The following is a 23,569-nucleotide window of genomic DNA, read 5'->3' on the forward strand; positions in this document are numbered from 1 at the left end:
AAAAGCGAGGCTAAGCATTCCATCGTCCAAAATGAGCTTAGTCCCGCCTATAAAAAATTATTGATACGATTATTATACCATTAAACTAAAATATTTGGAGGTTTTTCTGATGAAAAAAATTCTAATTACTGGCTGTTTAGGTCAAATAGGTTCCGAACTTACGATGCGTCTTCGAAATGATTATGGAACTGAAAATGTGATTGCGACAGACATTCGCCATATTGATAGCCCAGTTTGTAATGAAGGTTTATTTGAAATTTTAGATGTGACCAATAAAGAAAGTATGCTTGAACTTGCGAAAAAACATGAAGTGGATACGCTCATCCATTTAGCCGCTCTTTTATCTGCTGTTGCGGAAGCGAAGCCACAACTTGCTTGGGATTTAAATATGGGTGGCCTTATGAATGCACTTGAAGTCGCTCGTGAGCTCGATTTAAAATTCTTCACACCAAGTTCAATTGGCTCTTTTGGCCCTGGCACTCCGGCTAATGACACGCCACAAGACACCCTTCAACGGCCAACGACTATGTACGGGGTTACGAAAGTCGCTGGTGAACTTTTATGTGACTACTACTATACTAAATTCGGTGTAGATACACGTGGCGTTCGTTTCCCTGGATTAATATCCTATACGACACTCCCTGGTGGTGGAACCACGGATTATGCGGTCGATATTTATTACGAAGCGCTTAAGAAAAAAAGCTACACTTCCTTTATTGGAGAAGGCACCTATATGGATATGATGTACATGCCTGATGCGATTGATGCGATTGTCACACTTCTAGAAGCTGATCCATCTCGCCTTGTGCACCGCAATGCTTTTAATATTACGGCTATGAGCTTTGAACCGGAACAAATCGCAGCCTCCATTCGAAAAGTTATCCCTGATTTTAAAATGGACTATGATGTGGATCCTGTTCGTCAAAAAAATTGCAGACTCTTGGCCAGATTCTCTCGATGCAAGTTGTGCTAAAAATGAATGGGACTTTAATCCAAAGTTCGATTTAGATCGAATGACTCACGATATGCTTGAAAAACTTGCCAAAAAACTAGAAAATGATAGTGTTGTAAAATAACGTTTCTTTCACAACAACCTTTTAATTAACAAAAAATGTTTTGTGAGGCTCATTTTCACTGCCTCGCAAACAGTGGGGAGAATAACATGGAAAATCAGAAATTAAAAAAAGAAATTGGTTTTTTTACGGCACTAACAGTTGTTATTGGCACTGTTATAGGTTCTGGCGTATTCTTTAAACCTGAAGCGGTATTTTCAGCTACCGGTACAGCCGGTCTTGGACTACTTGCTTGGATTTTAGGTGGTGTCATTACCATCTGTGGTGGTCTAACAGCCGCAGAATTATCAGCTGCTATCCCAGAAACTGGCGGGATGATTGTCTATTTAAGAAAAACGTATGGTAAACTAGCTTCATATATGCTAGGTTGGGCGCAAACTGTCATTTATTTCCCGGCGAATATTGCGGCTCTTTCCATTATTTTCGGCACTCAGGTAGCCAATCTATTTGGAACAAGCGATGCCATCATCATTCCAGTCGCTATCCTAGCTGCAGTATTTGTTATGCTAATGAATTTTTTAGGTGCCAAAGCGGCCGGCTCACTTCAAGCTGTTACCACAGTATGTAAGCTTTTGCCTTTAGCACTCATTATTATCTTCGGTTTATTTCATCAAGGCGATGTTGCTTTTAGATTGTTCCCAATGAGTGTAGAAGATCATCCTTTCTTAACAAGCTTAGGTTCCGGCTTAGTAGCGACAATGTTTGCTTATGATGGTTGGATTCATGTTGGAAATATTGCCGGTGAGATGAAAAATCCTAAAAAAGACTTGCCAAAAGCCATCGTTTTAGGCTTAACTATCGTAATGTTCGTATATTTACTAATTAATATCGCGTATTTAATGGTAATGCCTGCCGCTGCACTTGCAGCAACTGCAACACCTGCTGCTGACGTGGCCAATATTATCTTTGGTTCAATTGGCGGAAAACTTATTACAATCGGTATTTTAATTTCCGTATTTGGCACTATCAACGGCTATACGATGACAGGTATTCGTATCCCTTATGCAATGGCAATTCGCAATCAACTTCCATTTAGTAGCTGGTTCGCTAAACTAGGAAAAACAGCTGTCCCTTATAATAGTGGAATTGTTGTTTTAATCATATCAATTATTATGATTTTCTCAGGTAAGTTCAATCAGCTAACTGATATGTTGATTTTTGTCATTTGGATTTTCTATACACTTGTCTTTATTGCAGTCTTTATTTTGCGCAAACGCCACCCGGATATGGTACGCCCATATAAAGTGCCACTTTATCCAGTTATTCCAATTATCGCGATAGTAGGTGGACTTTTCATCGTCTTAAATACTTTATTTACTCAACCACTCAATGCCGGTATTGGACTTCTACTAACAGCGATTGGACTTCCGATATACTTCTATAAAAAAAGTAAAGGCCACATGACAGAAGATTAATTGGAGGAGTGAAATACATGTCAACGATTGTCTGGGTAACCCTCAGTGCCCTCATTCTTATCGTGATTGTCATTTCTGAACTCGATGAACGAAAAAGTAAGAGAAAATAACTGGACAGTTAAGTAACAAGTAATGTGCTATCACTAAAAAAAGCGATTGGGCTTCTTCCCCAGTCGCTTTTTCACGCCTACCAATATTTAATAAAAAACCTATGATACTTATAAATTAAAATGAGTAAAAGTAAACTTAAAATAATCGGAATAATTGTCATAAGCTCAAACATATTTTGATCTCTAAAATAATAAATCCCAAAACTCATAATAGAAAAATAAAATAAACTGATAAAAAAACTATATAAAAATGCTGGTAAAAAATGCTCCTTTTAATTGAACCCAAACCGAAAAACTCGACTTACCTTTATTTTCTAAAATGAGAGTGGCTACAATAAATAAAAATGAAATGATAAATGTCAGTATCAATACTCTTACCACGTTTTCCCTCTCCTTTTCAATACCCTCTAGTATCATATCACCAAATGTATGACGCAAAAAATCATTTTTTAAGGTATAATTCTCCGATTTTTGTATATTCATATTGGTTTCTTTTGCTATTCATTATATAATTTAAATAGAAAAATAACTTCGGAGGATTACAACAATGATTTTTGAGTGGCTAATTGATTTTTTGGTATGGTTATTTTGGGATATTATTCGTGAAGCGATAACGGAATTTTTTTACTGGTTATTTGATAAAATTACTTTTGGCAAACGAGGGAGAAAGATTAAACCGCGGAAAATAAAGCCAGCTAAAAGCAAATACGGACGGATTAAGCGAGGGAAATATAGCCGTTATTAATACACTTTTAGGGCTTTGTGCTATAAAATTGTATATTTTATTTGGAGTTGAAAGTTTTTTACTTTTTAAATAGAGAAATAAATAAACAAAAAGGGGAGATTTATATTGAAAAAACCAATCCATAAGAGATGGTGGTTTTGGGTCATCATTGTTTTTCTTGGTCTCGGCCTAATCGGCAGCTTTTCAAATGAGGATACTGTAAAAAAAGAGGATTATCAAAAACTTGAGGCAAAAGTTAAATTAAAGAATAATGAAATTGCTGAACTAAAAGATCATTTAACTGATTCAAAAACCAGTATAGACAAGTTAAAAGATGAAAAAGATGCTATTCAGGATAAACTTAGTGTTTACGAAGAAAAAGAAACGGAAATCGCAAAAAAAGAAGCGGAAAAGTTACTTAATTCTGCGGAGAAATCACTAAACGCAACTGATTTAGACAAAGCAAAAGATTTCATTAATAAAAATGAGTTTTTATCTGTAGATTCATTCTCAAGCGAGCTCGATTCTATTCAAGAAAAAATAGACAAAAAAGTAGCTGATAAGAAGCAAAAAGACGAGAATGCTAAAAAAGAAGCAGCCGCGAAGAAAAAAGCTGAACAGGAGGCAGAAGCTAAAAAGAAAGCATCTGAAAACAAGCCCCCTGCTACCAAAAAAGATAATGGTGACCAAAAAACAGCTGAGAAAGCACCAGAACCAAGGCAAGCTCCGAAAACGAACCCACAACCCAAGCAAACAGAGCCTGTGCCAAAAACAAGTGAAACAGTAGCTACTGTTTTCGTTGCACCACAATCCGGGAAAAAATATCATTATTCATCTGATTGTCGCGGATTAAGCCGGGCAAACTCTGTGAAAACTATGAGTAAAAATGAAGCCATCGCAAGCGGATATTCGCTTTGTGGTTTTGAAGATTAATAATTTAATACAGATGATTTCAACTCACATTTTAGCATCGATACTAACTTATTGATGCTTTTTTTTATTTCCTTGTTATATATATTCTCCTACAACACAAAATGCTCTCCCCTAAAAAATTTTAGGAGAGAGCATCTGCTAATTATTGAACAGGAACATCATAAATGACAGGCTTCCAGTTTTGATCATACACATAAAGTTGAACTTTATCTGTTTTAGCAGTGATCTTATCTTGTGCCCAAACACTAATTGAATTTCCGCTTACACTTGCACTTCTAGCAAGTTGTCCGTTAACATAAAGTGCCGCACCACTAGCAGTTCCTGAAGTGACCGTCCCTGTAATGCTTCCATCACCTAATTTATAAGGATCAATGGTAGCTGTTAGGGTAGGTTTTGCTGGTTCAGTTACCACTACATTTGTACGAGCCAACTCTTTAAAATTGGAATCTAAAGTCACTACTTCTACTTTTTGTGTTGTTGCTGTAACTAAATCTTTAGCATACACTTGGTAGGAGCCGTTAGAAACATTAAGTGCTCCATTTTTTACAACCACACCATTTACAAGGAGCTGAACACGTGCAGCATCGCCTTTATACGTTCCTGATACATAATTTGTACCTATTTGATAAGGTTGGGCTGTTACGCTTGCTGTCACTTTTGATGCTAAAATAGTAGATTGCGCTGCTGGGCTTGCTGCTCCTGCATCATTTAGAGCTTTAACCATAAAATTATCCCCGACAACGTTCATTTGCGCTTTATCTGGTGCATAAATAATGTATGTGCCGTCTGTATTGACTTGACCATAGCGAAGTAAGCTCCCGTTTTTGTCATACAAACCAATTTTAGATGTTCCTTTATCTGTAGTACCTGTTACATAAGCGTCGCCTTTATAGTATGCATTGATTTTCGGTGCATTTAAAGTCATACCTTTTACAGTACTAGCTGCTTGTGGGCTTACATTACCACTTGCATCTTTAGCAACAACTTGGAATGGTGTTCCAGATTGTTTCATTGAACCATTATCATTTACATAAACTTTATAAGTACCATCTGCTGCCACTGCAACAGTTCTAAGTGGTTGACCATTGACAGATAATGTAACAGTAGATGCTCCTGCTGGCGCTTTACCAGTTACATATCCCCCATCTACATAATAGTCATTAATGGTCGGTGCTGTTGTTAATGGGTTTGATTTTTGTTTCACGGTACTTAGAGCTGTATCACCAGCTACCCCATTTGCATCTTTTGCATACACCTGGAATTGTGTACCTACTTGACCCATCTGTGCGCTATCATTGACATAAACTTTAAACGTACCATCTGCATTAACTGTTGCACTACGAATATCTTTACCACCAACTGATGCAACGATAGTTTTAGCACCTGCTGGGGCCTTACCAGTCACATAACCTGAATTTACATAATAATCATTCACAGTTGGAGCTCCTAATTTCGTACTATCAGCAGTCACTTGAACAGTAGTAGGATTACTTACTAATCCGTTTACTGGACTAGTTTGAATGACGCTAATACTTGTACCTGCAGCTTGTTTTGGAATATTAATTGTATAGTTACCTGATGCGTCTGCTTTCACTGTATATGTTTGTCCGCCCATTTCAGCTTGAACAGTAGCATTTGGTAAAGCTTTTCCTTGTACTTTTTCAGAAGCTGTTGTTACTGGGTTTACAGTTGGAGCAGCTGGTTTTGTTGTATCTTCAACAACTTGAGAAGCTGCATCACTTGAAATACCATTTAGACTTGATGTTACTTCTACTTTATCTTTGTTTGCAAAAGCACTAACTGGCGAAGAATATGTTCCTGACGCAGTTGCTTTTGTTACATAAGTTTTCACATTACCACTTGCAGATGTGACACGGATGGTTACATCTGAATTGGCTACAGCAGTTCCGCTTACTGCTGTTGAATTAAGCGTTAATGCATTAATTGTCGGGGTTGCTGGTTTCGCTTGTTTCACTGTAACCGAAGTCGCTTCCCCTTCATTTCCAGCTACATCTTTTGCTGCAACTTGGAGTACAGTACCATAGGCTTGGGCGGGAATTGCTGCCGTGTAATTACCTGATGCATCTGCTTTACCAGTTCCAATAAGTGTTCCCCCACGATAAATATTGATTGTAGCATTTGCTTCCGTTTTACCTGTCACTTGTGTGGAGTTCGTAAAAATATCATTGACATTAGGTTTACTTGGAGGTGTTACATCCGAATTTTGCAAGCTAGGATTTCTAAACTGCCCTGTTGTAAACAATCCATTACTTACCGCATATTTATTATATGGTCCTAAATTCAATGTAATCGTTTCATCAGATGAAGTCGCTACAAATGTGGATGTAAAAGTCTTCCACGTATAATCTTTTAGTGTTACTTGTAAGTTGCTTGATGAACCTGATGTTGAGCCAGTTCCGCTTTTTAGAGAAAAGCTAAAGAAGTTCGAATCATTTGTTTCATCAGTAAATTCTGTTTCAGCTACACGATAGTCAACAGAGAATTTATAGGTTTGTCCAGGCGTTAAACCTGTCACTTTTTGTTGCGCGGAGGAAAGCCCTTGAATATAATTATTTTCCATAAGAGCCTGTGCTTTTAAATTAAGAACACTGCTACCGTTAAATGAACCCGTTGAAACATAACCTATTCTTTCAGGTCTATCAGCATTGATTTTATATTCATTATTAAATGCTGTTAGGTTTTGAATCCCCCCACTTGAAAAATAAGCCCAACCAGTATTAACATTTTGACCAAATTGAGTGAATGATTGGTCTTTCATAAACTCTTGGCTTTGAACAGATGATGTAAGATTTGGTGCCGCTTGTACGTTAAATGGCACCGCTCCAACAACAATTGTGCTAGCAATTATTCCTGCTGATAAAACGCTAGCTGTTGTTTTCTTCATTTAAATTTCTTTTCTTCATAAATTAAAACACTCCTTTTTTTATAAAAAAATATATTTAAAACCGTAAAACTTGTTGTCAACTCCTTTCTTTTCAAAATGAAGTTGCAAATTTAGTAATCTAACTGGTGTTAGATCTAAAAATCGTAATCAATTCTTTCACTCCCTGTTGCTAAAAATTTTGCGTATTTCATATAAAAATTCGGTTGCAATACATTTTCTTCTTAAAAATTACATATAATTCCTTTTAATGTTAGATTCTAAAAATTGAATATAGAGTATTTTAGATTTTCGAATCTCTTTTATAGCCACTTTTATGACCCATACTATTTTTTAAACTCATCAGCCTTACACTTACATCATAATCATTTTTATGTAACATAGAAATAGTTGTATTTGGAATTTACAGCCTATCATTTTGTATTTTTCGTCACAAAATTCCATAAAGCTTGTTTTTGGCTTTAAAATAAGTTTTACCTTTGTATTCGTTTAATAAGTCAAAAGGAAAAGCACCTCACGAGAGCTAATATTTTTTAATCTGTAACTGTACTCTAATTATGCTTTCTGAATCTACTGGTTTTCATTTTAAATAAATTTCAATTTCATTCAAATTTACTAATAGCTTTTGAGTGTTATTTGATTGCATCATTTCCCTCATTCATTAAGGCTTATCGGTATTGGTATATTTTTTAAATTGCGTTCAGCAGCTTGTATATTAAATTACTTAAAAATTTCATCCAACGAGATGCAATCGTGCCATTTTCACATACCTTTTAGTTTCTCTCCTTCAATTTTTAAAAATATTAATTCTCTGTAATTATCGAAGCTATTATCTCTATAAAAATTTCCGCCCTTGTTTTCATTGCCAACAAGTATCAATTTAATCCCAATTTTTCGACATTTTCTCAAAAAAAACCTTAACCCGTTTAAAATCAACGAATTAAGGTTTTTTCATTTCCATATTTTTTACCAAAATGGAGCTGGCGGGAGTCGAACCCGCGTCCAGAAATATCGGCACTCGAACTTCTACGCGTGTAGTCTCGATATTAGAATTTCGCTTGAATCTCGGCCTCGAAACGGGCTTCCTTTCAGCTAGTTTGATTGATCTCTTTTTAAAGACTACAAACGGAAGCCTTTAACCGTATCCCACTTAGAGTAAGACCCTTACCGTAGCACATGGGCGATGCACGGAGGATCAGCTTAAGCTACTATTACGCAGCGAAAGCTAGGTTTTGTTTTTCTTTGCCAGTTATTATTGGCTTTTGCGTTGTTGACGAGGACGACCCCTCGACGCGCCATCCGAGCTCGAACTATCCCTGTCGAATCCGTAACAGCCCCGAATGAAAAACTCTAGCTTTCTCATTATACTAAAAAAACAGCATAGACACAAGCGTAGAGCGACTTTCTCCTGACTAAATCGATTAAAAAACGAGACAGAATTCCAATCCGCTCGGCAGATTGAAATTCCCCTAACGCTGACGCTCCTTAAATGCGCGTTCAATATCTCGTTTGGCTTCTTTACGTTTTAAATCTTCGCGTTTATCATACTTCTTCTTACCCTTCGCCACACCAATTAGAACCTTCGCGTACCCATCTTTCAAATACATTTTAAGCGGAACAATGGAGTAACCAGCTTCCTTCGTTTCACCAATCAAACGACTAATTTGTTTTTTATGAAGAAGTAGCTTCCGCGTTCTAAGCGGCTCATGATTATAACGATTCCCTTGTTCATAAGGACTAATATGCATATTGTGCAAAAAAACTTCACCTTTATCCACTCTCGCATAAGCATCCTTTAAATTAACACGTGCCGCACGCACAGATTTAATTTCCGTACCTTGAAGGACAATGCCAGCTTCAAACGTTTCTTCAATCGCAAAATCATGACGTGCTTTTTTATTTTGAGCTATGAGTTTTCCCTCACCTTTTGGCATTTTCATCCTCCTTTCTAACGACGTTTTTTCTTCTTACTATTTTTAGGTTGCCCTTTTTTGGCCACACTTTCATAAAAAGCTTTCTTCTTTTTCTTCTTCGGCTTCGTGTACCAGTCACCGTCAGCTTGTTTTTCATCCTTACCAGACTCTTGCTTGCGCCGTTTATTAGGTCGATTTCCTTTTTCTTTAAAAGCGCGAGTTTTGCTGATAGGCTTTTGTTTTTGGAATTTTGTCTTGCCGCCCTCTTTGCCTTCACTAATTAACGCAAAGTCAATTTCTCGTGCATCAACATCCACTTTTGTTACTTCGACTTCGACCTCGTCACCAATCCGATAAACCCGGCCCGTGCGTTCGCCAATCATCGCTAACATATTTTGATGGAATTGATAATAATCGCCTTTCATGGCACTAACATGAACTAAACCTTCAATTGTATTTTCCAGTTCAATAAACAGACCAAAATTAGTCACAGAACTAATAATACCCGTAAATTTCTCGCCCACTTTGTCGACCATAAATTCCGTTTTCTTCAGTTCATCTGTTTCACGTTCCGCTTCAATCGCACGACGCTCCATTTTGGAAGAATGTTCCGCAATATCAGGCAGTTCTTCAGCGCGTTTTGCAAGCGTTTCTTCCGAGACGTCACCTTTAATTAAATATTCGCGAATAAGACGGTGAACCATTAAATCGGGATACCGGCGAATTGGTGAAGTGAAATGTGTATAAAAATCCGTTGCTAGTCCGAAATGGCCTGCAGAAACAGTATCATATTTAGCTTGCTGCATAGAGCGCAACATGACCGTTGAAATGACCATTTCTTCTGGTTTTCCTTTCACTTCATCAAGAACTTGCTGAAGTGCTGCTGGGTGCACCTGATTCGATGTTCCCTTTACGACTAAACCAAAATTGGTAATAAATTCAAAGAAACGTGCCAATTTATCTTCTTTAGGGTCCTCATGAATACGGTAAATAAACGGGACATCCATCCAGTGAAAATGCTCCGCAACCGTTTCATTGGCCGCTAACATAAATTCTTCAATTAAACGTTCACCTGCCGACCTTGATCGTAAGACAACCTGTTCTGGACGGCCTTTTTCGTCTACTAAAACTCGCGCTTCTTTTGCATCAAAGTCAATAGCTCCTCGCGCTTCTCGTTTTTCATGAAGGTGTTTAGAGAGTTCGAACATATCCTCAAGCATAGGGACGATGTGCGCATATTTTTCGCGTAGTTCCGAATCGTTTTCGACTAAAATGGCATTGACATCAGTATAGGTCATGCGCTCGGTTGTTTTAATAATACTCTCAAAAATTTCATGGCTAACGACGTGTCCCGTCTCATCAATTTCCATTTCACAACTCATTGTGAAGCGGTCTACTTTGGGATTTAAAGAACAAATCCCATTTGATAGACGGTGCGGCAACATCGGAATTACACGGTCCACTAAATAAACACTTGTAGCGCGTGAGCTGGCTTCCTTATCAAGCTCCGAGCCTTCTTTCACATAATGCGTGACATCCGCGATATGCACACCTAGCTTAAAATGACCGTTTTCGAGTTTTGTTACAGTAACCGCATCATCTAAATCTTTCGCATCTGCCCCGTCAATCGTAATAATCACTTGGTCCCTTAAATCACGGCGAGAACCAATTTCGTCCGGATTTATTGCATCTTCTGTTGCATTCGCCTCTTTCATCACAGCATCGGAAAATACCGTTTCAATCCCGTGCTTATGAATAATTGATAAAATATCAACGCCCGGATCGTTTCTATGCCCAATAATCATTTTAACAACGCCACGAGCGCGATTATGTGAATGTGCATACTCGGTTAATTCCACAATAACCTTATGCCCATCAACAGGCTTAAGTCCATCAGCTAAATCTACGTGTACTTCTCCAAATACACGTTTATCATCAGGAATAACAATCCCATCGCCTACTAAGTCTTCCACATATGTACCAACTAATTGCGTCGTTTTACGCTCAACAATTTTGCTAATGGTACCCTCAGCTAAATTATCGCCTTTTCGTTTTGTAATATTAGCGAAAACTAAATCACCATTCATAGCATCGTTTACTTCTGTTGGTGGGATAAAAATATCGTCCAAGTCTTTCTCTTCTGGTAAAACGAAACCAAATCCACGCTCATGCGCCCGAAAAGTCCCTTTGATATAGTCCATTTTTTCAGGTAAGGCATACCGATTTTTTTTTCGTTCGAATGACGTCCCCTTTATCTTCTAAACGAACTAACGCCTTCACCATTTCTTTAAAAGCATCCGCTCCGTCTAAATGAATAGCTGCTTCTAAATCATCTAATGAAAAAGTTTGTTCTTTTTGTGCACGCAGAACCTCTAATAAGCGATCCTCCATTTGATGTTCCTCCATTATTCATCCCTCCTTAATCTTTATTCTTGCCAATCTAAACGGTTTAAAAAGTCTAAAATATCATTTTGCAACTCTTTACGTTCCTTATCTATCGTAATAACATGGCCGGAATTTTCATACCACTTAAGCGATTTATCCGTAGATTCTACAGTATCATAAATCCACTGTGCTCCGTCCACATCCACCATATCATCAAGTTTTCCCTGGGCAATAAAAATCGGAGCATAAATCATGTCGACTTCACCTGCCACAGTGTTAATTTCATCTTTTAACTGAACAATTTGGTCCATAGATTCTTCTTTATAATGCACCATGTCAGAGTCGATTTCAGAAGGCATCTTCCCCTCAAGCCGTTTATAATTCCGCACATAATCCATATACCCCGAAATAATAGGAGATGAACTATCCATTTTGGTTGGTGCACTCATCGACACAATTCCCTTTACAGGCTTTGTAAAACCAAGTTTTAAAGAAAATAACGCGCCTAGCGACAGCCCAGCAACAGCAATTTCCTTGTACCCCAGTTCCTCCAAATGCGCATAAGCCTCTAATACATCCTGCCACCAATCACTTGGCCCCGTTTGAAGCAATAAATCTGGTGATACGCCGTGGCCCTTATACTGCGGCGCATAGCAAGTATACTCATGATCCTGCAAAAACCGCCCAAGCATCCGCACATCCGCTGAGCTCCCTGTAAAACCATGAAGTAACAAAACCGCTCTTTTTCCTGTTTCAAATAAAAAAGGTTTTGGTGGTGTAAATTTCATTTTAAAACGCTCCTCACGCAACTTTTGATTCTTCTCTAGTGTACGTGAAAAACACGTCCCAAGCAATTAAAAAAAATCATATTCGATTGAACTAGGTATCTTCTTATTTTAATTCTGACGTCTAGTATCTATTGCTCGTAGTGTTCAGTTTATTTTTACTTGTTAGTGCTATCTCTGGTCGTGTTTATATTGTGCTTCTAAGTGCTGTTGCACTAAATGCCTTTTATGGATTAAATACTCCCTTTGGTCGTATTTATATTGCGCTTCTAAGTGCTGAAGCACTAAGTGCCTTTTATGGATTAAATACTCCCTTTGGTCGTATTTATATTGCGCTTCTAAGTGCTGAAGCACTAAGTGCCTTTTATGGATTAAATACTCCCTTTGGTCGTATTTATATTGCGCTTCTAAGTGCTGAAGCACTAAGAAGCGCAACAAAATACCACCCACAGTTTTGTAGGTGGTTTGTCATCATATGCTTATTTAATGAAAAAGCCTAATGCAATGAGAATTGCAAAGAAAATGATGGATAATACAATTGTTGCACGATGTAAATATAATTCAAGGCCACGTGCTTTTTGTTTACCGAATAATTGTTCAGCTCCACCAGAAATCGCGCCGGAAAGGCCGTTACTTTTACCTGGTTGAAGGATAATTACTGTAACAAGAAGTACGGATACAACAATCAGCGTGACTGTTAAAAATGCACTCATTCTTATTCCTCCTAAAAAAACCGTCCGTTTTGACTAAAGATAATCTTACCATAATAAAGGGCCGCGTACAATAGATGACATACAATTAGTTTGTTACAATTCTGTGAAGGTACTACTTGCTGCTTTTTCTTTTAATGCGTCGAGTACTAGGCGTAAATTTTGAACGGGAACTTGTCCAGGGGCAGATGCTTTTCCGACACTGCCGTATGTGATAGCAGAGCCAAATAGATTACCGGAAAGTCGTGTAATGACACCTGAATCGCCCATCGCAATGGCAATATACGGTTTAGTCGCTTCTTCTTTTAGCACATTCATTGTGTCGAGCACAACTAGTGAGTCAGCCCCGTCCCTAGGCATAACGGCGATTTTAGTTATATCCGCTCCTAAAGCTTCCATTTTAGCAAAGCGTGCTAAAAGTTCTGCTTTATTTGGGGTTTTCCGGAAGTCATGATTGCTCATTAACACTTTTACAGAAGCTTCATGCGCAGCGCGAACAAAGTCTGTTATCGCCTGTTCGTCGTGAAATAGTTCAATATCTATCATATCCACTTCACCGGTACGAGCGATAACACGATTTAGTTCAAAATAAAAGGGTTCTTTTACATCTAACTCTCCCCCTTCAGCATGTGAACGAAAAGTAAAAAGGAGTGGCTTATCCTTTATGAGCGGCTTAATCTCACGAAGAGCCCATTTGACAGTTTCTAAATCCTGCACCTTGCCAAAATGATCGGCACGCCATTCCAAAATATCTACGGGCAAATCATTTATAGTCTCCACTTCTCGTTTTAAATCCGCAATCGTTCTACCCATGAGTGAGGCACAAATTTTCGGAGTTCCGTCTCCGATGTTCAGATTTTTTATCGTTATCGTTTCCACTTTCATTCCTCCTTCTCGTTTTTTTAAAAGAAAATACTGTGTGCATTTGCTTCCGAGCTGAATAAATATTTCCCGTCTTGACCTTTTTCAATGAAAGGAAGTAATTCAATATAATGATCAAACTCTTCAAAAGACGGAATAGCACCTTTTAATGTACAACCCGAAAGAACCGTATAAAGCTCTTCCGATGTAAAAAACTCGGGTAAAAAATCACTCACTTTAGTCGAAAGAAGCATTTCTTGGTTAATTTTTTGTGTCGCATCACGTAAAATGTCCAAATGATCAAAAGCAAGAGGCCAAGAGAATGCTTCCTCTACAGAAACGAGCGCCACATTTGCCGCATCATCGCCTGCCACGCGTTTTAATAAAGCTTCTTTTGGCACAAAGGCATAATGCGCACGTGTAATGATCCAGCCACGCGGGTCACGACCGGGCTTATCATAAACGCCAAAAGCAGTGAGCGGAATATCCGTTAGACCTGTTTCCTCTTCTAGTTCACGAATACCCGCCTGATACGCGTCCTCATCAGGATTCACAAAGCCACCGGGAAACGCCCATTTCCCGCCTTCAATATTAGGCTTTCCTTCCGCATTTAAACGGCTTCTTTCGATTAAAAGCACATGTAGCTGGCTCTTTTCTACAGTAAAAAGTAAAATGTCACTCGTATAACCATCTGGTGTTCGAAATTTCTTCGCATCATAGGCTTTTAACGCCTCATTTTCATTTACAAAGTTCTCTGTCATTCCCATTGGCCTCATTTCTATATGATTTCCGTTATGATATGCTTCATTTTAGCATGTCAGACATAAAAAAAAATACCCATCTTTACGAATAAAAAAAACGTACATTTCGTAAAAATGGGTATTAAATTAAAGCACTTGCTTATTTTTATAGGTTCCATCAGGTGCGATGCGGTGTGACATTTGATACTCACCTGTCGCTTTATTTTTTGTGAGACCAGGCACTGTTAAGCCTTTATGTGTCCGGCGTTTATTTTTCTTTGCTTTGGATGTTCTTCTTGCAGGTACGGCCAACTTGAATCACCTCCTCCATTTAGAGTTCATGGACATATGACGTGATTTCACGTCTTGTTTTAGCTTCTTTTACTTCAGTAAACCTTGTTAAATGCAAAGTTCCAATTATTTTTTCATCTGACGGGATGCCTAATGCCTCACAAAATAGAGGACTAAAGATATATTTGTTTGTACGCCAAATCATTCCTATGTTTTCTTCCCATCCGAGCAGTTGAAGATTTTGAATAAAGGCGCTTGTGGCCGCGATAGCCTCGAAATCTTTCTTTTCATTTCCAACGATTTTGGACGTAATAATAAGCGTTATCGGGGCGGTTCCTATCTTAGCCATTGTACTTTCACGTATTTTTTGCTCTTCTTCTTGTTTTTCACAATTTGCTTTAACGACTGCTTCGACGTACTTTTCTTTTTGCGCTCCCGTGCTCATCATGTATACTTCCCACGGCTCAACTTTGCTATGAAAAGGGGCAAAAGAAGCGATTTCAATTAAATGCAATACGGTTTCTTTGGATATTGGTTCTTCGGTAGCTTTTTTGATTGAACGGCGACTCTGAATGATTTCAGCTATACTCCGCATGTCTAATCTCCTACTTTATCAGTTGGTTTTTGGACGTGGACAATTTCATATTGGGTAATTGTGTTGCCCAAAATACCTTTACGGTCACGTTTTTGCTCGCGTGAATCTTTTGTACGACCATGCGCTTTCTTAAATGAATCGCTCTTCACCCATGCTTTTTGTGCTTCCTCACTTACCCATTTACTAGATACCACGACTTCCTCATAATCACTATCAGGCAAATGTGTTTGCCATAATTCGAATCCTAAAAAGCCATCTACGTCAGCAATATCTTTTGTTGGGTGACCCGAGCCATCAGCGCCCGTAAATTGCTGAATGACATGTTCTGCGTAACCTTTTTCCACTTTAATCGTATTTGTCACAATAATCATCTATTTTCCCCCTAAACGTTTCCAATTGATTACTTCGATTATAGTGATAATGATTCTCATTGTCAATTAAATTTTTGTTAATACCCATTCTGCAAGAACACTCGCCTGATTTTCCGTCTCGCTTTTAGCCGCAAACAAAAAGGTCACATTGTCCTTTTCAAGCTCCGTTTTGACCTTTTTTAAAAATTCGAATCGCTCTTCATTCATGGAAATTTCTTCTAAATAGCGATTTTTAAATGTAGCGAAATCAATTTCTCCGTTGTGGAAAGCTTTTCGGAGTTCATTTGTTGGCGCGATATTTTTTCCCAGCTGTCTAATTTTGCCTTTCCCTTCGAAATCCCTCTTGGCCACAGTCGGTCAACTAACATACGATAGCCGTCACTTGTTTCAATTTGGGCATAAATTCGTTTTTGTTTTAGCATAAGCCCGCTCCTTTTAATAAAAAAAGCCAGATGAAGTCAATCACCTAGCTTGCTGTATATTTTCTTGTTGGCATTCTCGCACGATGTCGAAGATGCTTGAAACATCTTTTTGAATTTCTTTATATTCACCTTTTTGGTAATAATCTACATAGCTTTCTAAGCCGCGGCCAATGACTGTAAACTGCGTTGGATGTTTGGCTTTTTCTGTGCAATGAATGGCATGGCTCGACAATTTCGATGCCTCAAGTTCACTAAAATGAAAATTATGAACCAAAGCAGCCACCAAGCTCGCCTGAATTTCACTTCCATCCGCATCCATGTCTGACCCAAGCATCGTCAACATCCCAAATAAATAAGATGTTACTACTTTGGCTTCGAAAGGATTTTTTTGATTAAATTCAATAACCTCAGCAACCTTGCACGCGCAATTTCTTGCTGCTTCAAAAAAAGTTACTTCCACTTTTATGGCACTCCTTTTTTAAAACTTCCTTTTGAAATATATCTATTATAACACTTTGCCAGTAGCTTTCAAGAGTTAATTTAAATACTCAAAAACATAAAACCGGTCATATTGCCATTTATAAAATAGCGATATTACCGGTTTTTTATGCTTGAATCCATTTATGTACTTTCTTCATGCATTATAGATTGCTGAATTTCATTCAACAGTTCCTTTAACAACTTGAGCTTTTTCTATCATAGAATCATATTCGTTAGCAAATTTTACTTCCTCTTCGTTTTCATAACCATAAAATAATACTTCATTGACATTTTCTCTATTAAAAAAGTATACGGCTTCCGGTGCTAGCATTCCTTGAGGTATCAGAACGGAACCATAGTCATAATATACTTCTTTTCTTTTTTCCTCAATAATGCTCGCTCTAGCAATAATCATTAATTGTGAGCCGTCCCCATTTTTCAATTTAACTACTGATCCTAGAGGCAAAATTTTTTGTTCGTTTATCATCTATTTATCCAACTTTCTTTTTTGGTATTTTCCTACAATATCTAACCATCTTATCAAGTTATTTTCCCAAATTATATAGTATAAAATAAAAAGCAAAAATCCATAAAAAAGTAATGCAAAAATTTCATTACCGATTGCATGTCCTAGTAAATAACCATCTTCGTTAGTTTTGTATAAAACATAAATAACGCCTATACTAGCAAATGCAATTGCTAAAGTTACTATCCACGCTATTATTTTTTTAGATGTGGTCACTTTTTTATCAGAAAAAATATTCCATATATTATTGCTTCGTATTGCTTGACCTAATTCATGTTTTGAAGCGGGTTCCACATCTTTAAGATTTTTATATAAGATACGATGAGTAAAAAAAGTTAGGCATACAAATTCCAAAAACCATATTGTACACAACCTTAATAGTGTGGCTACTGTATAAACTCCATAAAAATCATTTATATTCCCAAGTAAGTGGAATATGCTCCCTAACATAAATAAAGTTAATAGAATATAGATAATATATCGTGAGCTATTTTTAGACTTTTGATTACTTAAAAGTTTACTCTTCTTTGCTTTTAAAGGTTGCTTTTGTTTCGTATCAAAATAAATTGCATCCCCAGCTACTTCACCTATGTATATAATTCTTTTTAAAATAGTAATCCCCCCTACCACAATTTAAAATTATCAAAATTCCATTTACCATGTGCAAACCCATCATAAAATGTGTTTGCCACACTATTTACTTCTATGCTTCTAGTAAAATACGCTCTTTCAAAAAAACCGCCCTCTAAAATTTAATTTTAAAGAGCGGTGCATTTTTATTATTGATTTTCAAGCGCCTTTTTCTCGCGCATACGTTCGCGAATGCCGACGCGTTTAATTTGTTTACTGCGAAGTTGGCCACATGCGGCGTCAATATCCGTACCGTGTTCGCGACGAATCACGCAGTTTACGCCGTTCTTTTTCAGTACGTCGTAGAAGGCAAGAACATCTTCTTTGCGGCTTCGTTCATATTGATTATGTTCGTCCACCGGGTTGTAGGGGATTAAATTGACATAGGCGAGTTTTTTGTGATTTTTGAGTAAATTCGCCAGTTCTTGGGCTTCCTGCCTAGAATCATTGACATCACGTAACATAATATACTCGTAAGTTACCCTGCGATTTGTTTTTTCAATATAATATTCAATTGCTTCCATGAGTGTCTCAATTGAGAACGTCCGATTAATTCGCATGATTTTCGTCCGAATATCGTTATTTGGAGCATGCAAGGAAACGGCTAGGTTCACTTGGAAGTCCTCATTTGCGAAGTCTTTAATGCGCGGTGCGAGTCCACTGGTTGAAACGGTGATGTGGCGTGCCCCAATTGCGAGCCCTTTATCATGATTCACAACGCGTAAGAAGCTCATGACATTATCATAGTTATCAAACGGTTCGCCTATTCCCATTACGACAATATGACTTACACGTGCGTCATTATCACGCTCGTCTAAATAGCGCTGAACATTCATAATTTGTGAAACAATTTCACCTGCGTCTAAATCGCGCTGTTTCTTTAAAAGTCCGCTGGCGCAAAATGTACAGCCAATATTACAGCCCACTTGTGTTGTTACACAAACGGATAAGCCGTACTCGTGACTCATAAGCACCGTTTCAATTAAATTACCATCTTCTAGTTTAAATAAATATTTAATCGTACCATCGCTTGATTTTTGTACAATTTGTTCTTCTAAGTTATTTAATACAAAATTTTCTTTTAAAATTTCAATACTTTCTTTTGGAACGTTTGTCATCTCATCAAAAGAGCCTACGCGTTTACGATAAAGCCACTCCCAAACTTGTGTAGCCCTAAATTTTTTCTGTCCTTTGTCTAGAAACCATTCTGTTAAATCATCAAACGTTAATCCGTAAATGGATTTTTTCGTCATTACTCAGCCTCTTCTCATTTATTTTCTTTTCTCTATTTTAAAGGTTTTTATTTATTCAAGCAACCCTACTTTTCTCCTCTTATATGTCTATTTTTAAGTTCGACCTTTTATGCTCGCTTCTCCTTCTATATAAAAGTCATATAATCTTTAAAAAAACTTAAATCAAAATTCTTTTACAACATTCCCCCAGTAGCATATACTTATTTTAACGACTAAAAATGAAATGGGGCCTATTTAAATGACTTCACCATTTAATCAAGTTGAACAAATTATTTCTGAAATTGAAAAAGTTATCGTGGGAAAACGCCACGTTATTGAATTAAGTTTAACAGCACTTTTTGCTGGCGGTCATGTCTTAATTGAAGATGTTCCAGGAGTTGGTAAAACGATGCTTGTTCGTGCACTAGCTCAGTCTCTTGATATAAGTTTTAAACGTATCCAGTTCACACCTGACTTATTGCCATCTGACGTTACAGGAATTTCGGTCTTTAACCCTGAAACGCGCGTTTTTGAATTTAGACCCGGGCCGATTACCGGAAATATTGTTTTAGCCGATGAGATAAACCGGACTGCACCAAGAACACAAGCCGCATTACTAGAAGGGATGGCCGAGAATAGCGTTACCGTTGATGGTGTTACGAGAAAGCTTATGGATCCTTTTTTTGTTATGGCTACTCAAAATCCGATTGAGTACGAGGGAACCTATACACTACCTGAGGCGCAGCTTGACCGTTTTCTATTTAAAATCGAAATGGGCTATCCAAGCGCGCAAGAAGAGCTCGACCTTCTTTTCGGGAAACAAAACGCGGATAAACTAACGGACGCGGAAGCTGTTGTACATTTAACCGATCTTTTAGACTTAAAAAAAGCAAGTCAGGCGACACAAATGAGTGCGGAACTCTTGCAGTATACGGTGGATCTTGTTCGTGCGACTAGAAGCCATCCTGCTGTTTCGCTTGGGGTTAGCCCGCGTGGAACCATTGCGATGATGACGGCGGCTAAAAGTTATGCTTTCGTAAAAGGACGTTCATATGTTGTGCCCGATGATATTAAATATTTGGCGCCGTTTGTATTTGAACACCGTTTGCTACTTACGCCAGAAGCGACTTACCAAGCGACAAAGCAAGTTGATGTAGTTCAGGATGTTTTGGAGCGTGTTGCTGTGCCTGTTGAAAAGAGGTCTTCCAATGCTTAAAGGGAGGCTTTTACTTTTTTCAAGGTGGTTGGCGCTACTCCTCCTTTATGCGGCACTCATTGCCTATACCCTTTTTCAAGGCGATACGGCTAGCTGGTTTTTAACTTATTTTTTCACCCTTATTATGCTTTTTTTAATCTTTTCCTCTCTTTTTCGGCTAAAAAATTGGCAAGTTCAGCGTGTCTTTTCGAAAAAAGAATATTTCGACGGGGATTTTGTGCAGATGGAACTGCAATTTAAAAGAAAAAGCTTTTATCCAGTCGGGTATTTGCTTGTCGAACAACGAATTCCGTTATCGCTCGGCTCTCATTACGCGAGGCAACAAACCATCTATCCTTTTTCAAAAAAGAAATAACGGTTGCGCTTAAACCGTTCCAAGTCAAACGCGGTAAGCATTCCTTTTCAAAAATCACGGCTGAGACAAGTGATGCTTTTGGCTTAATTGAAAGGAGCCGAAGACTTGGCGAGCCTGAACAGCTCATCGTGTATCCCTCTTATTTCCCTGATATTTTACTGCGACTTGGGGAAGCGAATCCGGACCGGGACGCGAGTGCGAATCACTGGACGCTACATAAAAACGATGCTCTCCATAGCTTACGCGAATTTATGCCTGGCGACCGGATGACATGGATTGATTGGAAAAGCACCGCGAAAACAAATACGATGATGACCCGTGAATTTGAAAATAGCAGCGCCCGTAAAATGCAAATGATTTTTTTTGGCGTAACACACGACTATTTTGAACATGCGTTACGCGCCGCCTACTCGTTTTCCCGAAAAATGCTTGAGGACCACGCAGAAGTTAGGATTACAATTTTAGGTGAGAACGGGCAAACTTTTGACTTTAGTCGTGACAAGAAACGCATTACTGAAATTTCTCATGCTTTTGCGGAATTAAAATCGTGCGATGAAGCGGTTTTAATCCAGGAATTGCAGTCTGTTTTAAAATGGCAGAAGGATACCTTTATTTTTACGCCGGTCATTTCTGATGCGCTTATAGGGCTTCTGAATAAGTCCAATTGGCGGGTTTCACTTGTCTCCATTTTAGACCAACAAAACCCTACAGAACATGCCCTTTATTTACGCAAAGAATGGCTTGAAGCGGGAGGTGATGCGTGATGCGTTCGAAAGTGATTACGCTCATCCTCTATGTTTTATCTGTTCTGCTTATCTCTGAATGGATTTACCCGTTCATCTTTTTAACAGATTTGAAAAACCCGTTATTTATGGTGATTTACCTCGCCCTTTCACTTGCTGTTTTCTTTCTAGGATGGCGATTTTATGTAACAATTCCCATTCACCTTGTTTCCATTTATCTATTAATGGGGATTTATTTTCATCAAGGACAGCCACTTGACCCGAAATTTTTAAGCGATTTTATTCAAATCACTGGGGAAGGATTGCGCGACCTGCTATCGTTCAACGCTTACGACATCAGCATAGCGTTTATCACGCTGATTTTCTTTGTCGCCATCTGGTTGCTTAATTACATTACAAGCTTTACGATTTTGAAAAAACAGCGAATTATGAGTGTGCTTGCGTTAACCGTTGCTTACATTGCGGTTGTCAATACATTTACCGAATACGCCGGTCAAATGGCCTTAGTGCGTACCGTTATAATTGGCTTCTTACTGCTTCATTTTGCCTTATCCAAAAGACTTGAAACGCCTAACCGCTTAAGTGGACTTACTGAGAAAAAACGCCCTATTTTGTACCATCTCAGCATTATTTTACTGATTAGCATTTTTCTTAGTAGCGCACTTCTTTTCCCACAACAAAAACCTGTTTTTGATGATCCTGTACCTTATATCCGCGAAACGCTTGGCATGAATACGACAAGGACGGTTGGATACAGCGAAGACGACTCAGAACTTGGTGGCGCCTTAAAACCAGACCATTCTCAAGTCTTCCAAGTTTGGTCTGAAAAAGAACATTATTACCGCGTTGAAACAAAACGCACATATACGGGACGTGGCTGGGCTACACCAAATCGAACGAGTCTTGAGAAATTTAAGAGCGGCGAATCATTTCCACTCACACTAACCGATGATTTTGATACTACAAAACAAGTGCTCGATATCCAATTTGACAGCGCGAATAATTATCTCGTCTACCCATATGGCACTGAGATGTTTACAAAAGAAGGGGCCACGTTCTCACTCTCTGACGAAACAGAAAAAGTGACGCCTAATGCGGCGATTCGTGACTATTCGCTCTCGGCGTTTGAACCTGTTTATGATGTGAAACGAATGAAGGAAGCGAATTTCAACTCCCTTTCTGAAACCTTTTTAAAAGCCTATACAAATCTTCCAGATGAGTTACCGAAACGAGTCCGTGATTTAGCAGCGAAAGTGACGAAAGATGCTGATACACCTTATGATCAAGCCAAAGCGATTGAAAACTTCCTTAGCTTTACGGGGGGCCTTTCGGTATAGCACAGAAGATGCAAAAGCAACGCCGCAAAATGCTGATTATGTTGATCAATTTTTATTTGAAACAAAAGTCGGCTATTGCGATAATTTTTCCAGTTCTATGATTGTAATGCTTCGTTCACTCGGTATTCCTGCTCGTTTTGCCAAAGGATTCACTTCTGGCGATAAAGTGCGTAGCGAAAACGGTAAAACACTCTTTTCTGTAAAAAATAGTAATGCACATTCTTGGCCTGAAGTCTATTTTCCTGGGACGGGTTGGGTACCGTTTGAGCCAACCGCTACATTCCAAAATCCTGAAGAATTTATTGATTCAAGCACAGAACGCCAAGTGACAAGTGACGCACCTAGTACTTCAGAAGAAAATGAGGCACCTACACAAAGAGAAACAGCCGAACAACGAAGAAATGCTGAACAAGGTTCTGATACGAAAAAACCGACAAAAAGTGAAACGGATTCTGTGAAAAAAGAAGCGACACATCCACTTCTGATTTTATGGATAGCCCTTGGCGCAAGTTTCATAATCGCTGTTTTGATGTTTTTATTCCGTAAATCCATTCGGCTATTCTGGTTTAAGCGAGGCATTCAAAATGATAAATGGGATTTCCCGACAAGCTATCGCAAGTTACTACGCTTACTTAAAGCCTATCATTATCTCCGCGAACCAAGCGAAACGTTATCTTCCTTCGCTTCTCGTATTCAAATTGACGGCTTTACAAGTCTAACGTTAGCTTATGAAAACTGGCTTTACGGCGAGGAATCCACTCCTCTTCCAAAAGAAGACTTTGAGCGCATCATTCGCGTACTTCGCTCTAAATAACAAAAA

At 38.3% G+C, this 23,569-nt stretch carries 22 protein-coding genes, 1 other RNA gene and 3 pseudogenes; 10 read left to right on the plus strand and 16 right to left on the minus strand.

The genetic code is table 11. The annotated features are described in order from the left end of the window. Positions 1-109 precede the first annotated feature (109 nt). The 4 genes and pseudogenes from LFLEISCH_RS00100 to LFLEISCH_RS00120 all read left to right on the plus strand — a co-directional run bounded on the left by LFLEISCH_RS00100 (position 110) and on the right by LFLEISCH_RS00120 (position 4,255). Positions 110-1,076, plus strand: a pseudogene (locus tag LFLEISCH_RS00100) (L-threonine 3-dehydrogenase). Between the two features lie 86 nt (positions 1,077-1,162). Then, a complete protein-coding gene (locus LFLEISCH_RS00105) occupies positions 1,163-2,488 on the plus strand; it encodes an APC family permease (protein ID WP_007471723.1) in 1,326 nt (441 codons plus the stop codon). Positions 2,489-3,145: 657 nt separating this feature from the next. Then, complete coding sequence (locus LFLEISCH_RS00115; RefSeq protein WP_007471726.1) at positions 3,146-3,343, plus strand: hypothetical protein; 198 nt, start codon at positions 3,146-3,148, stop codon at positions 3,341-3,343. A gap of 105 nt (positions 3,344-3,448) precedes the next feature. Beyond that, entirely contained in the window at positions 3,449-4,255 is an 807-nt protein-coding gene (locus LFLEISCH_RS00120; protein ID WP_007471727.1) for a coiled-coil domain-containing protein, read from the plus strand. A 142-nt stretch (positions 4,256-4,397) separates the two neighbouring features. Here the strand turns inward: LFLEISCH_RS00120 and LFLEISCH_RS00125 are convergent, their stop codons facing one another. The 5 genes and pseudogenes from LFLEISCH_RS00125 to LFLEISCH_RS00140 all read right to left on the minus strand — a co-directional run bounded on the left by LFLEISCH_RS00125 (position 4,398) and on the right by LFLEISCH_RS00140 (position 12,243). Next, positions 4,398-7,160, minus strand: a complete 2,763-nt coding sequence (locus LFLEISCH_RS00125; RefSeq protein WP_007471729.1) for an Ig-like domain-containing protein — start codon at positions 7,158-7,160, stop codon at positions 4,398-4,400. Between the two features lie 969 nt (positions 7,161-8,129). Continuing rightward, positions 8,130-8,495: a transfer-messenger RNA gene (ssrA, locus tag LFLEISCH_RS14875) on the minus strand. A 131-nt stretch (positions 8,496-8,626) separates the two neighbouring features. Continuing rightward, positions 8,627-9,091 carry an SsrA-binding protein SmpB gene (smpB, locus tag LFLEISCH_RS00130; RefSeq protein ID WP_007471731.1) on the minus strand — a complete coding sequence of 155 codons (465 nt, stop codon included), beginning with the start codon at positions 9,089-9,091 and terminating at the stop codon, positions 8,627-8,629. A gap of 14 nt (positions 9,092-9,105) precedes the next feature. After that, positions 9,106-11,476, minus strand: a pseudogene (gene rnr, locus LFLEISCH_RS00135) (ribonuclease R). Positions 11,477-11,496: 20 nt separating this feature from the next. Further along, positions 11,497-12,243, minus strand: a complete 747-nt coding sequence (locus LFLEISCH_RS00140) for an alpha/beta hydrolase (protein ID WP_007471737.1) — start codon at positions 12,241-12,243, stop codon at positions 11,497-11,499. Positions 12,244-12,374: 131 nt separating this feature from the next. Between LFLEISCH_RS00140 and LFLEISCH_RS00145 the strand changes: the two genes are divergently transcribed. After that, on the plus strand, positions 12,375-12,740 hold the full coding sequence (locus LFLEISCH_RS00145; RefSeq protein ID WP_040504714.1) for a hypothetical protein: 366 nt from the start codon (positions 12,375-12,377) through the stop codon (positions 12,738-12,740). On the opposite strand, the gene secG is transcribed toward LFLEISCH_RS00145, so the two are convergent. The 11 genes and pseudogenes from secG to rlmN form a co-directional block, all read right to left on the minus strand. Next, entirely contained in the window at positions 12,720-12,953 is a 234-nt protein-coding gene (gene secG / locus LFLEISCH_RS00150; RefSeq protein ID WP_007471741.1) for a preprotein translocase subunit SecG, read from the minus strand. The genes LFLEISCH_RS00145 and secG overlap by 21 nt on opposite strands. Positions 12,954-13,046: 93 nt before the next feature. Further along, positions 13,047-13,835, minus strand: coding sequence for a type I 3-dehydroquinate dehydratase (aroD, locus tag LFLEISCH_RS00155; RefSeq protein ID WP_007471742.1), 789 nt, complete (start codon positions 13,833-13,835; stop codon positions 13,047-13,049). A 17-nt stretch (positions 13,836-13,852) separates the two neighbouring features. Then, positions 13,853-14,572 carry an NUDIX domain-containing protein gene (locus LFLEISCH_RS00160; protein WP_007471745.1) on the minus strand — a complete coding sequence of 240 codons (720 nt, stop codon included), beginning with the start codon at positions 14,570-14,572 and terminating at the stop codon, positions 13,853-13,855. Between the two features lie 126 nt (positions 14,573-14,698). Beyond that, on the minus strand, positions 14,699-14,863 hold the full coding sequence (rpmF, locus tag LFLEISCH_RS00165; RefSeq protein ID WP_007471747.1) for a 50S ribosomal protein L32: 165 nt from the start codon (positions 14,861-14,863) through the stop codon (positions 14,699-14,701). Between the two features lie 19 nt (positions 14,864-14,882). Beyond that, complete coding sequence (locus tag LFLEISCH_RS00170) at positions 14,883-15,437, minus strand: nitroreductase family protein (protein ID WP_007471749.1); 555 nt, start codon at positions 15,435-15,437, stop codon at positions 14,883-14,885. A gap of 2 nt (positions 15,438-15,439) precedes the next feature. Continuing rightward, positions 15,440-15,808 carry a heme oxygenase IsdG gene (isdG, locus tag LFLEISCH_RS00175; protein ID WP_007471751.1) on the minus strand — a complete coding sequence of 123 codons (369 nt, stop codon included), beginning with the start codon at positions 15,806-15,808 and terminating at the stop codon, positions 15,440-15,442. A gap of 66 nt (positions 15,809-15,874) precedes the next feature. Then, positions 15,875-16,230: pseudogene (locus LFLEISCH_RS15665) on the minus strand (DUF488 domain-containing protein). A gap of 40 nt (positions 16,231-16,270) precedes the next feature. Next, positions 16,271-16,690 carry an Imm48 family immunity protein gene (gene imm48 / locus LFLEISCH_RS00185; protein ID WP_007471757.1) on the minus strand — a complete coding sequence of 140 codons (420 nt, stop codon included), beginning with the start codon at positions 16,688-16,690 and terminating at the stop codon, positions 16,271-16,273. Positions 16,691-16,888: 198 nt separating this feature from the next. Continuing rightward, positions 16,889-17,197 carry a DUF4176 domain-containing protein gene (locus tag LFLEISCH_RS00190; protein ID WP_007471759.1) on the minus strand — a complete coding sequence of 103 codons (309 nt, stop codon included), beginning with the start codon at positions 17,195-17,197 and terminating at the stop codon, positions 16,889-16,891. Further along, on the minus strand, positions 17,198-17,866 hold the full coding sequence (locus LFLEISCH_RS00195) for a hypothetical protein (RefSeq protein ID WP_007471761.1): 669 nt from the start codon (positions 17,864-17,866) through the stop codon (positions 17,198-17,200). Between the two features lie 149 nt (positions 17,867-18,015). Beyond that, a complete protein-coding gene (rlmN, locus tag LFLEISCH_RS00200; protein WP_007471763.1) occupies positions 18,016-19,119 on the minus strand; it encodes a dual-specificity RNA methyltransferase RlmN in 1,104 nt (367 codons plus the stop codon). 238 nt (positions 19,120-19,357) lie between these two features. Between rlmN and LFLEISCH_RS00205 the strand changes: the two genes are divergently transcribed. The 5 genes from LFLEISCH_RS00205 to LFLEISCH_RS14460 all read left to right on the plus strand — a co-directional run bounded on the left by LFLEISCH_RS00205 (position 19,358) and on the right by LFLEISCH_RS14460 (position 23,563). Next, positions 19,358-20,314, plus strand: coding sequence for an AAA family ATPase (locus LFLEISCH_RS00205; RefSeq protein WP_007471765.1), 957 nt, complete (start codon positions 19,358-19,360; stop codon positions 20,312-20,314). After that, positions 20,307-20,669 carry a hypothetical protein gene (locus tag LFLEISCH_RS14445; protein ID WP_007471767.1) on the plus strand — a complete coding sequence of 121 codons (363 nt, stop codon included), beginning with the start codon at positions 20,307-20,309 and terminating at the stop codon, positions 20,667-20,669. The genes LFLEISCH_RS00205 and LFLEISCH_RS14445 overlap by 8 nt, the downstream gene beginning before the upstream one ends. Before the next feature lie 128 nt (positions 20,670-20,797). After that, positions 20,798-21,433, plus strand: a complete 636-nt coding sequence (locus tag LFLEISCH_RS14450) for a DUF58 domain-containing protein (protein ID WP_007471768.1) — start codon at positions 20,798-20,800, stop codon at positions 21,431-21,433. Beyond that, the gene (locus LFLEISCH_RS15670) at positions 21,433-22,749 is read left to right on the plus strand and encodes a transglutaminaseTgpA domain-containing protein (RefSeq protein WP_051057266.1); all 1,317 of its coding nucleotides are present in this window, start codon (positions 21,433-21,435) and stop codon (positions 22,747-22,749) included. The genes LFLEISCH_RS14450 and LFLEISCH_RS15670 overlap by 1 nt, the downstream gene beginning before the upstream one ends. Further along, positions 22,709-23,563 (plus strand): DUF4129 domain-containing transglutaminase family protein, encoded by an 855-nt coding sequence (locus LFLEISCH_RS14460; protein ID WP_051057267.1) that lies wholly within the window; start codon positions 22,709-22,711, stop codon positions 23,561-23,563. The genes LFLEISCH_RS15670 and LFLEISCH_RS14460 overlap by 41 nt, the downstream gene beginning before the upstream one ends. The last annotated feature ends 6 nt before the right edge of the window (positions 23,564-23,569 follow it).

The sequence above is a fragment of the Listeria fleischmannii subsp. fleischmannii LU2006-1 genome (genome assembly GCF_000344175.1).
Classification (GTDB): domain Bacteria; phylum Bacillota; class Bacilli; order Lactobacillales; family Listeriaceae; genus Listeria; species Listeria fleischmannii.

Bases quoted from the DNA above. Each gene is read 5' to 3' on its own strand.
- rlmN (WP_007471763.1), bottom strand. From the start codon at position 19,119: ATGACGAAAAAATCCATTTACGGATTAACGTTTGATGATTTAACAGAA.
- LFLEISCH_RS00105 (WP_007471723.1), top strand. From the start codon at position 1,163: ATGGAAAATCAGAAATTAAAAAAAGAAATTGGTTTTTTTACGGCACTA.
- isdG (WP_007471751.1), bottom strand. From the start codon at position 15,808: ATGATTATTGTGACAAATACGATTAAAGTGGAAAAAGGTTACGCAGAA.
- LFLEISCH_RS00205 (WP_007471765.1), top strand. From the start codon at position 19,358: ATGACTTCACCATTTAATCAAGTTGAACAAATTATTTCTGAAATTGAA.
- smpB (WP_007471731.1), bottom strand. From the start codon at position 9,091: ATGCCAAAAGGTGAGGGAAAACTCATAGCTCAAAATAAAAAAGCACGT.
- LFLEISCH_RS00125 (WP_007471729.1), bottom strand. From the start codon at position 7,160: ATGAAGAAAACAACAGCTAGCGTTTTATCAGCAGGAATAATTGCTAGC.
- LFLEISCH_RS00140 (WP_007471737.1), bottom strand. From the start codon at position 12,243: ATGAAATTTACACCACCAAAACCTTTTTTATTTGAAACAGGAAAAAGA.
- LFLEISCH_RS00190 (WP_007471759.1), bottom strand. From the start codon at position 17,197: ATGATAAACGAACAAAAAATTTTGCCTCTAGGATCAGTAGTTAAATTG.
- aroD (WP_007471742.1), bottom strand. From the start codon at position 13,835: ATGAAAGTGGAAACGATAACGATAAAAAATCTGAACATCGGAGACGGA.
- LFLEISCH_RS00170 (WP_007471749.1), bottom strand. From the start codon at position 15,437: ATGCGGAGTATAGCTGAAATCATTCAGAGTCGCCGTTCAATCAAAAAA.
- secG (WP_007471741.1), bottom strand. From the start codon at position 12,953: ATGAGTGCATTTTTAACAGTCACGCTGATTGTTGTATCCGTACTTCTT.
- LFLEISCH_RS15670 (WP_051057266.1), top strand. From the start codon at position 21,433: ATGCGTTCGAAAGTGATTACGCTCATCCTCTATGTTTTATCTGTTCTG.
- LFLEISCH_RS00160 (WP_007471745.1), bottom strand. From the start codon at position 14,572: ATGACAGAGAACTTTGTAAATGAAAATGAGGCGTTAAAAGCCTATGAT.
- LFLEISCH_RS00115 (WP_007471726.1), top strand. From the start codon at position 3,146: ATGATTTTTGAGTGGCTAATTGATTTTTTGGTATGGTTATTTTGGGAT.
- LFLEISCH_RS14445 (WP_007471767.1), top strand. From the start codon at position 20,307: ATGCTTAAAGGGAGGCTTTTACTTTTTTCAAGGTGGTTGGCGCTACTC.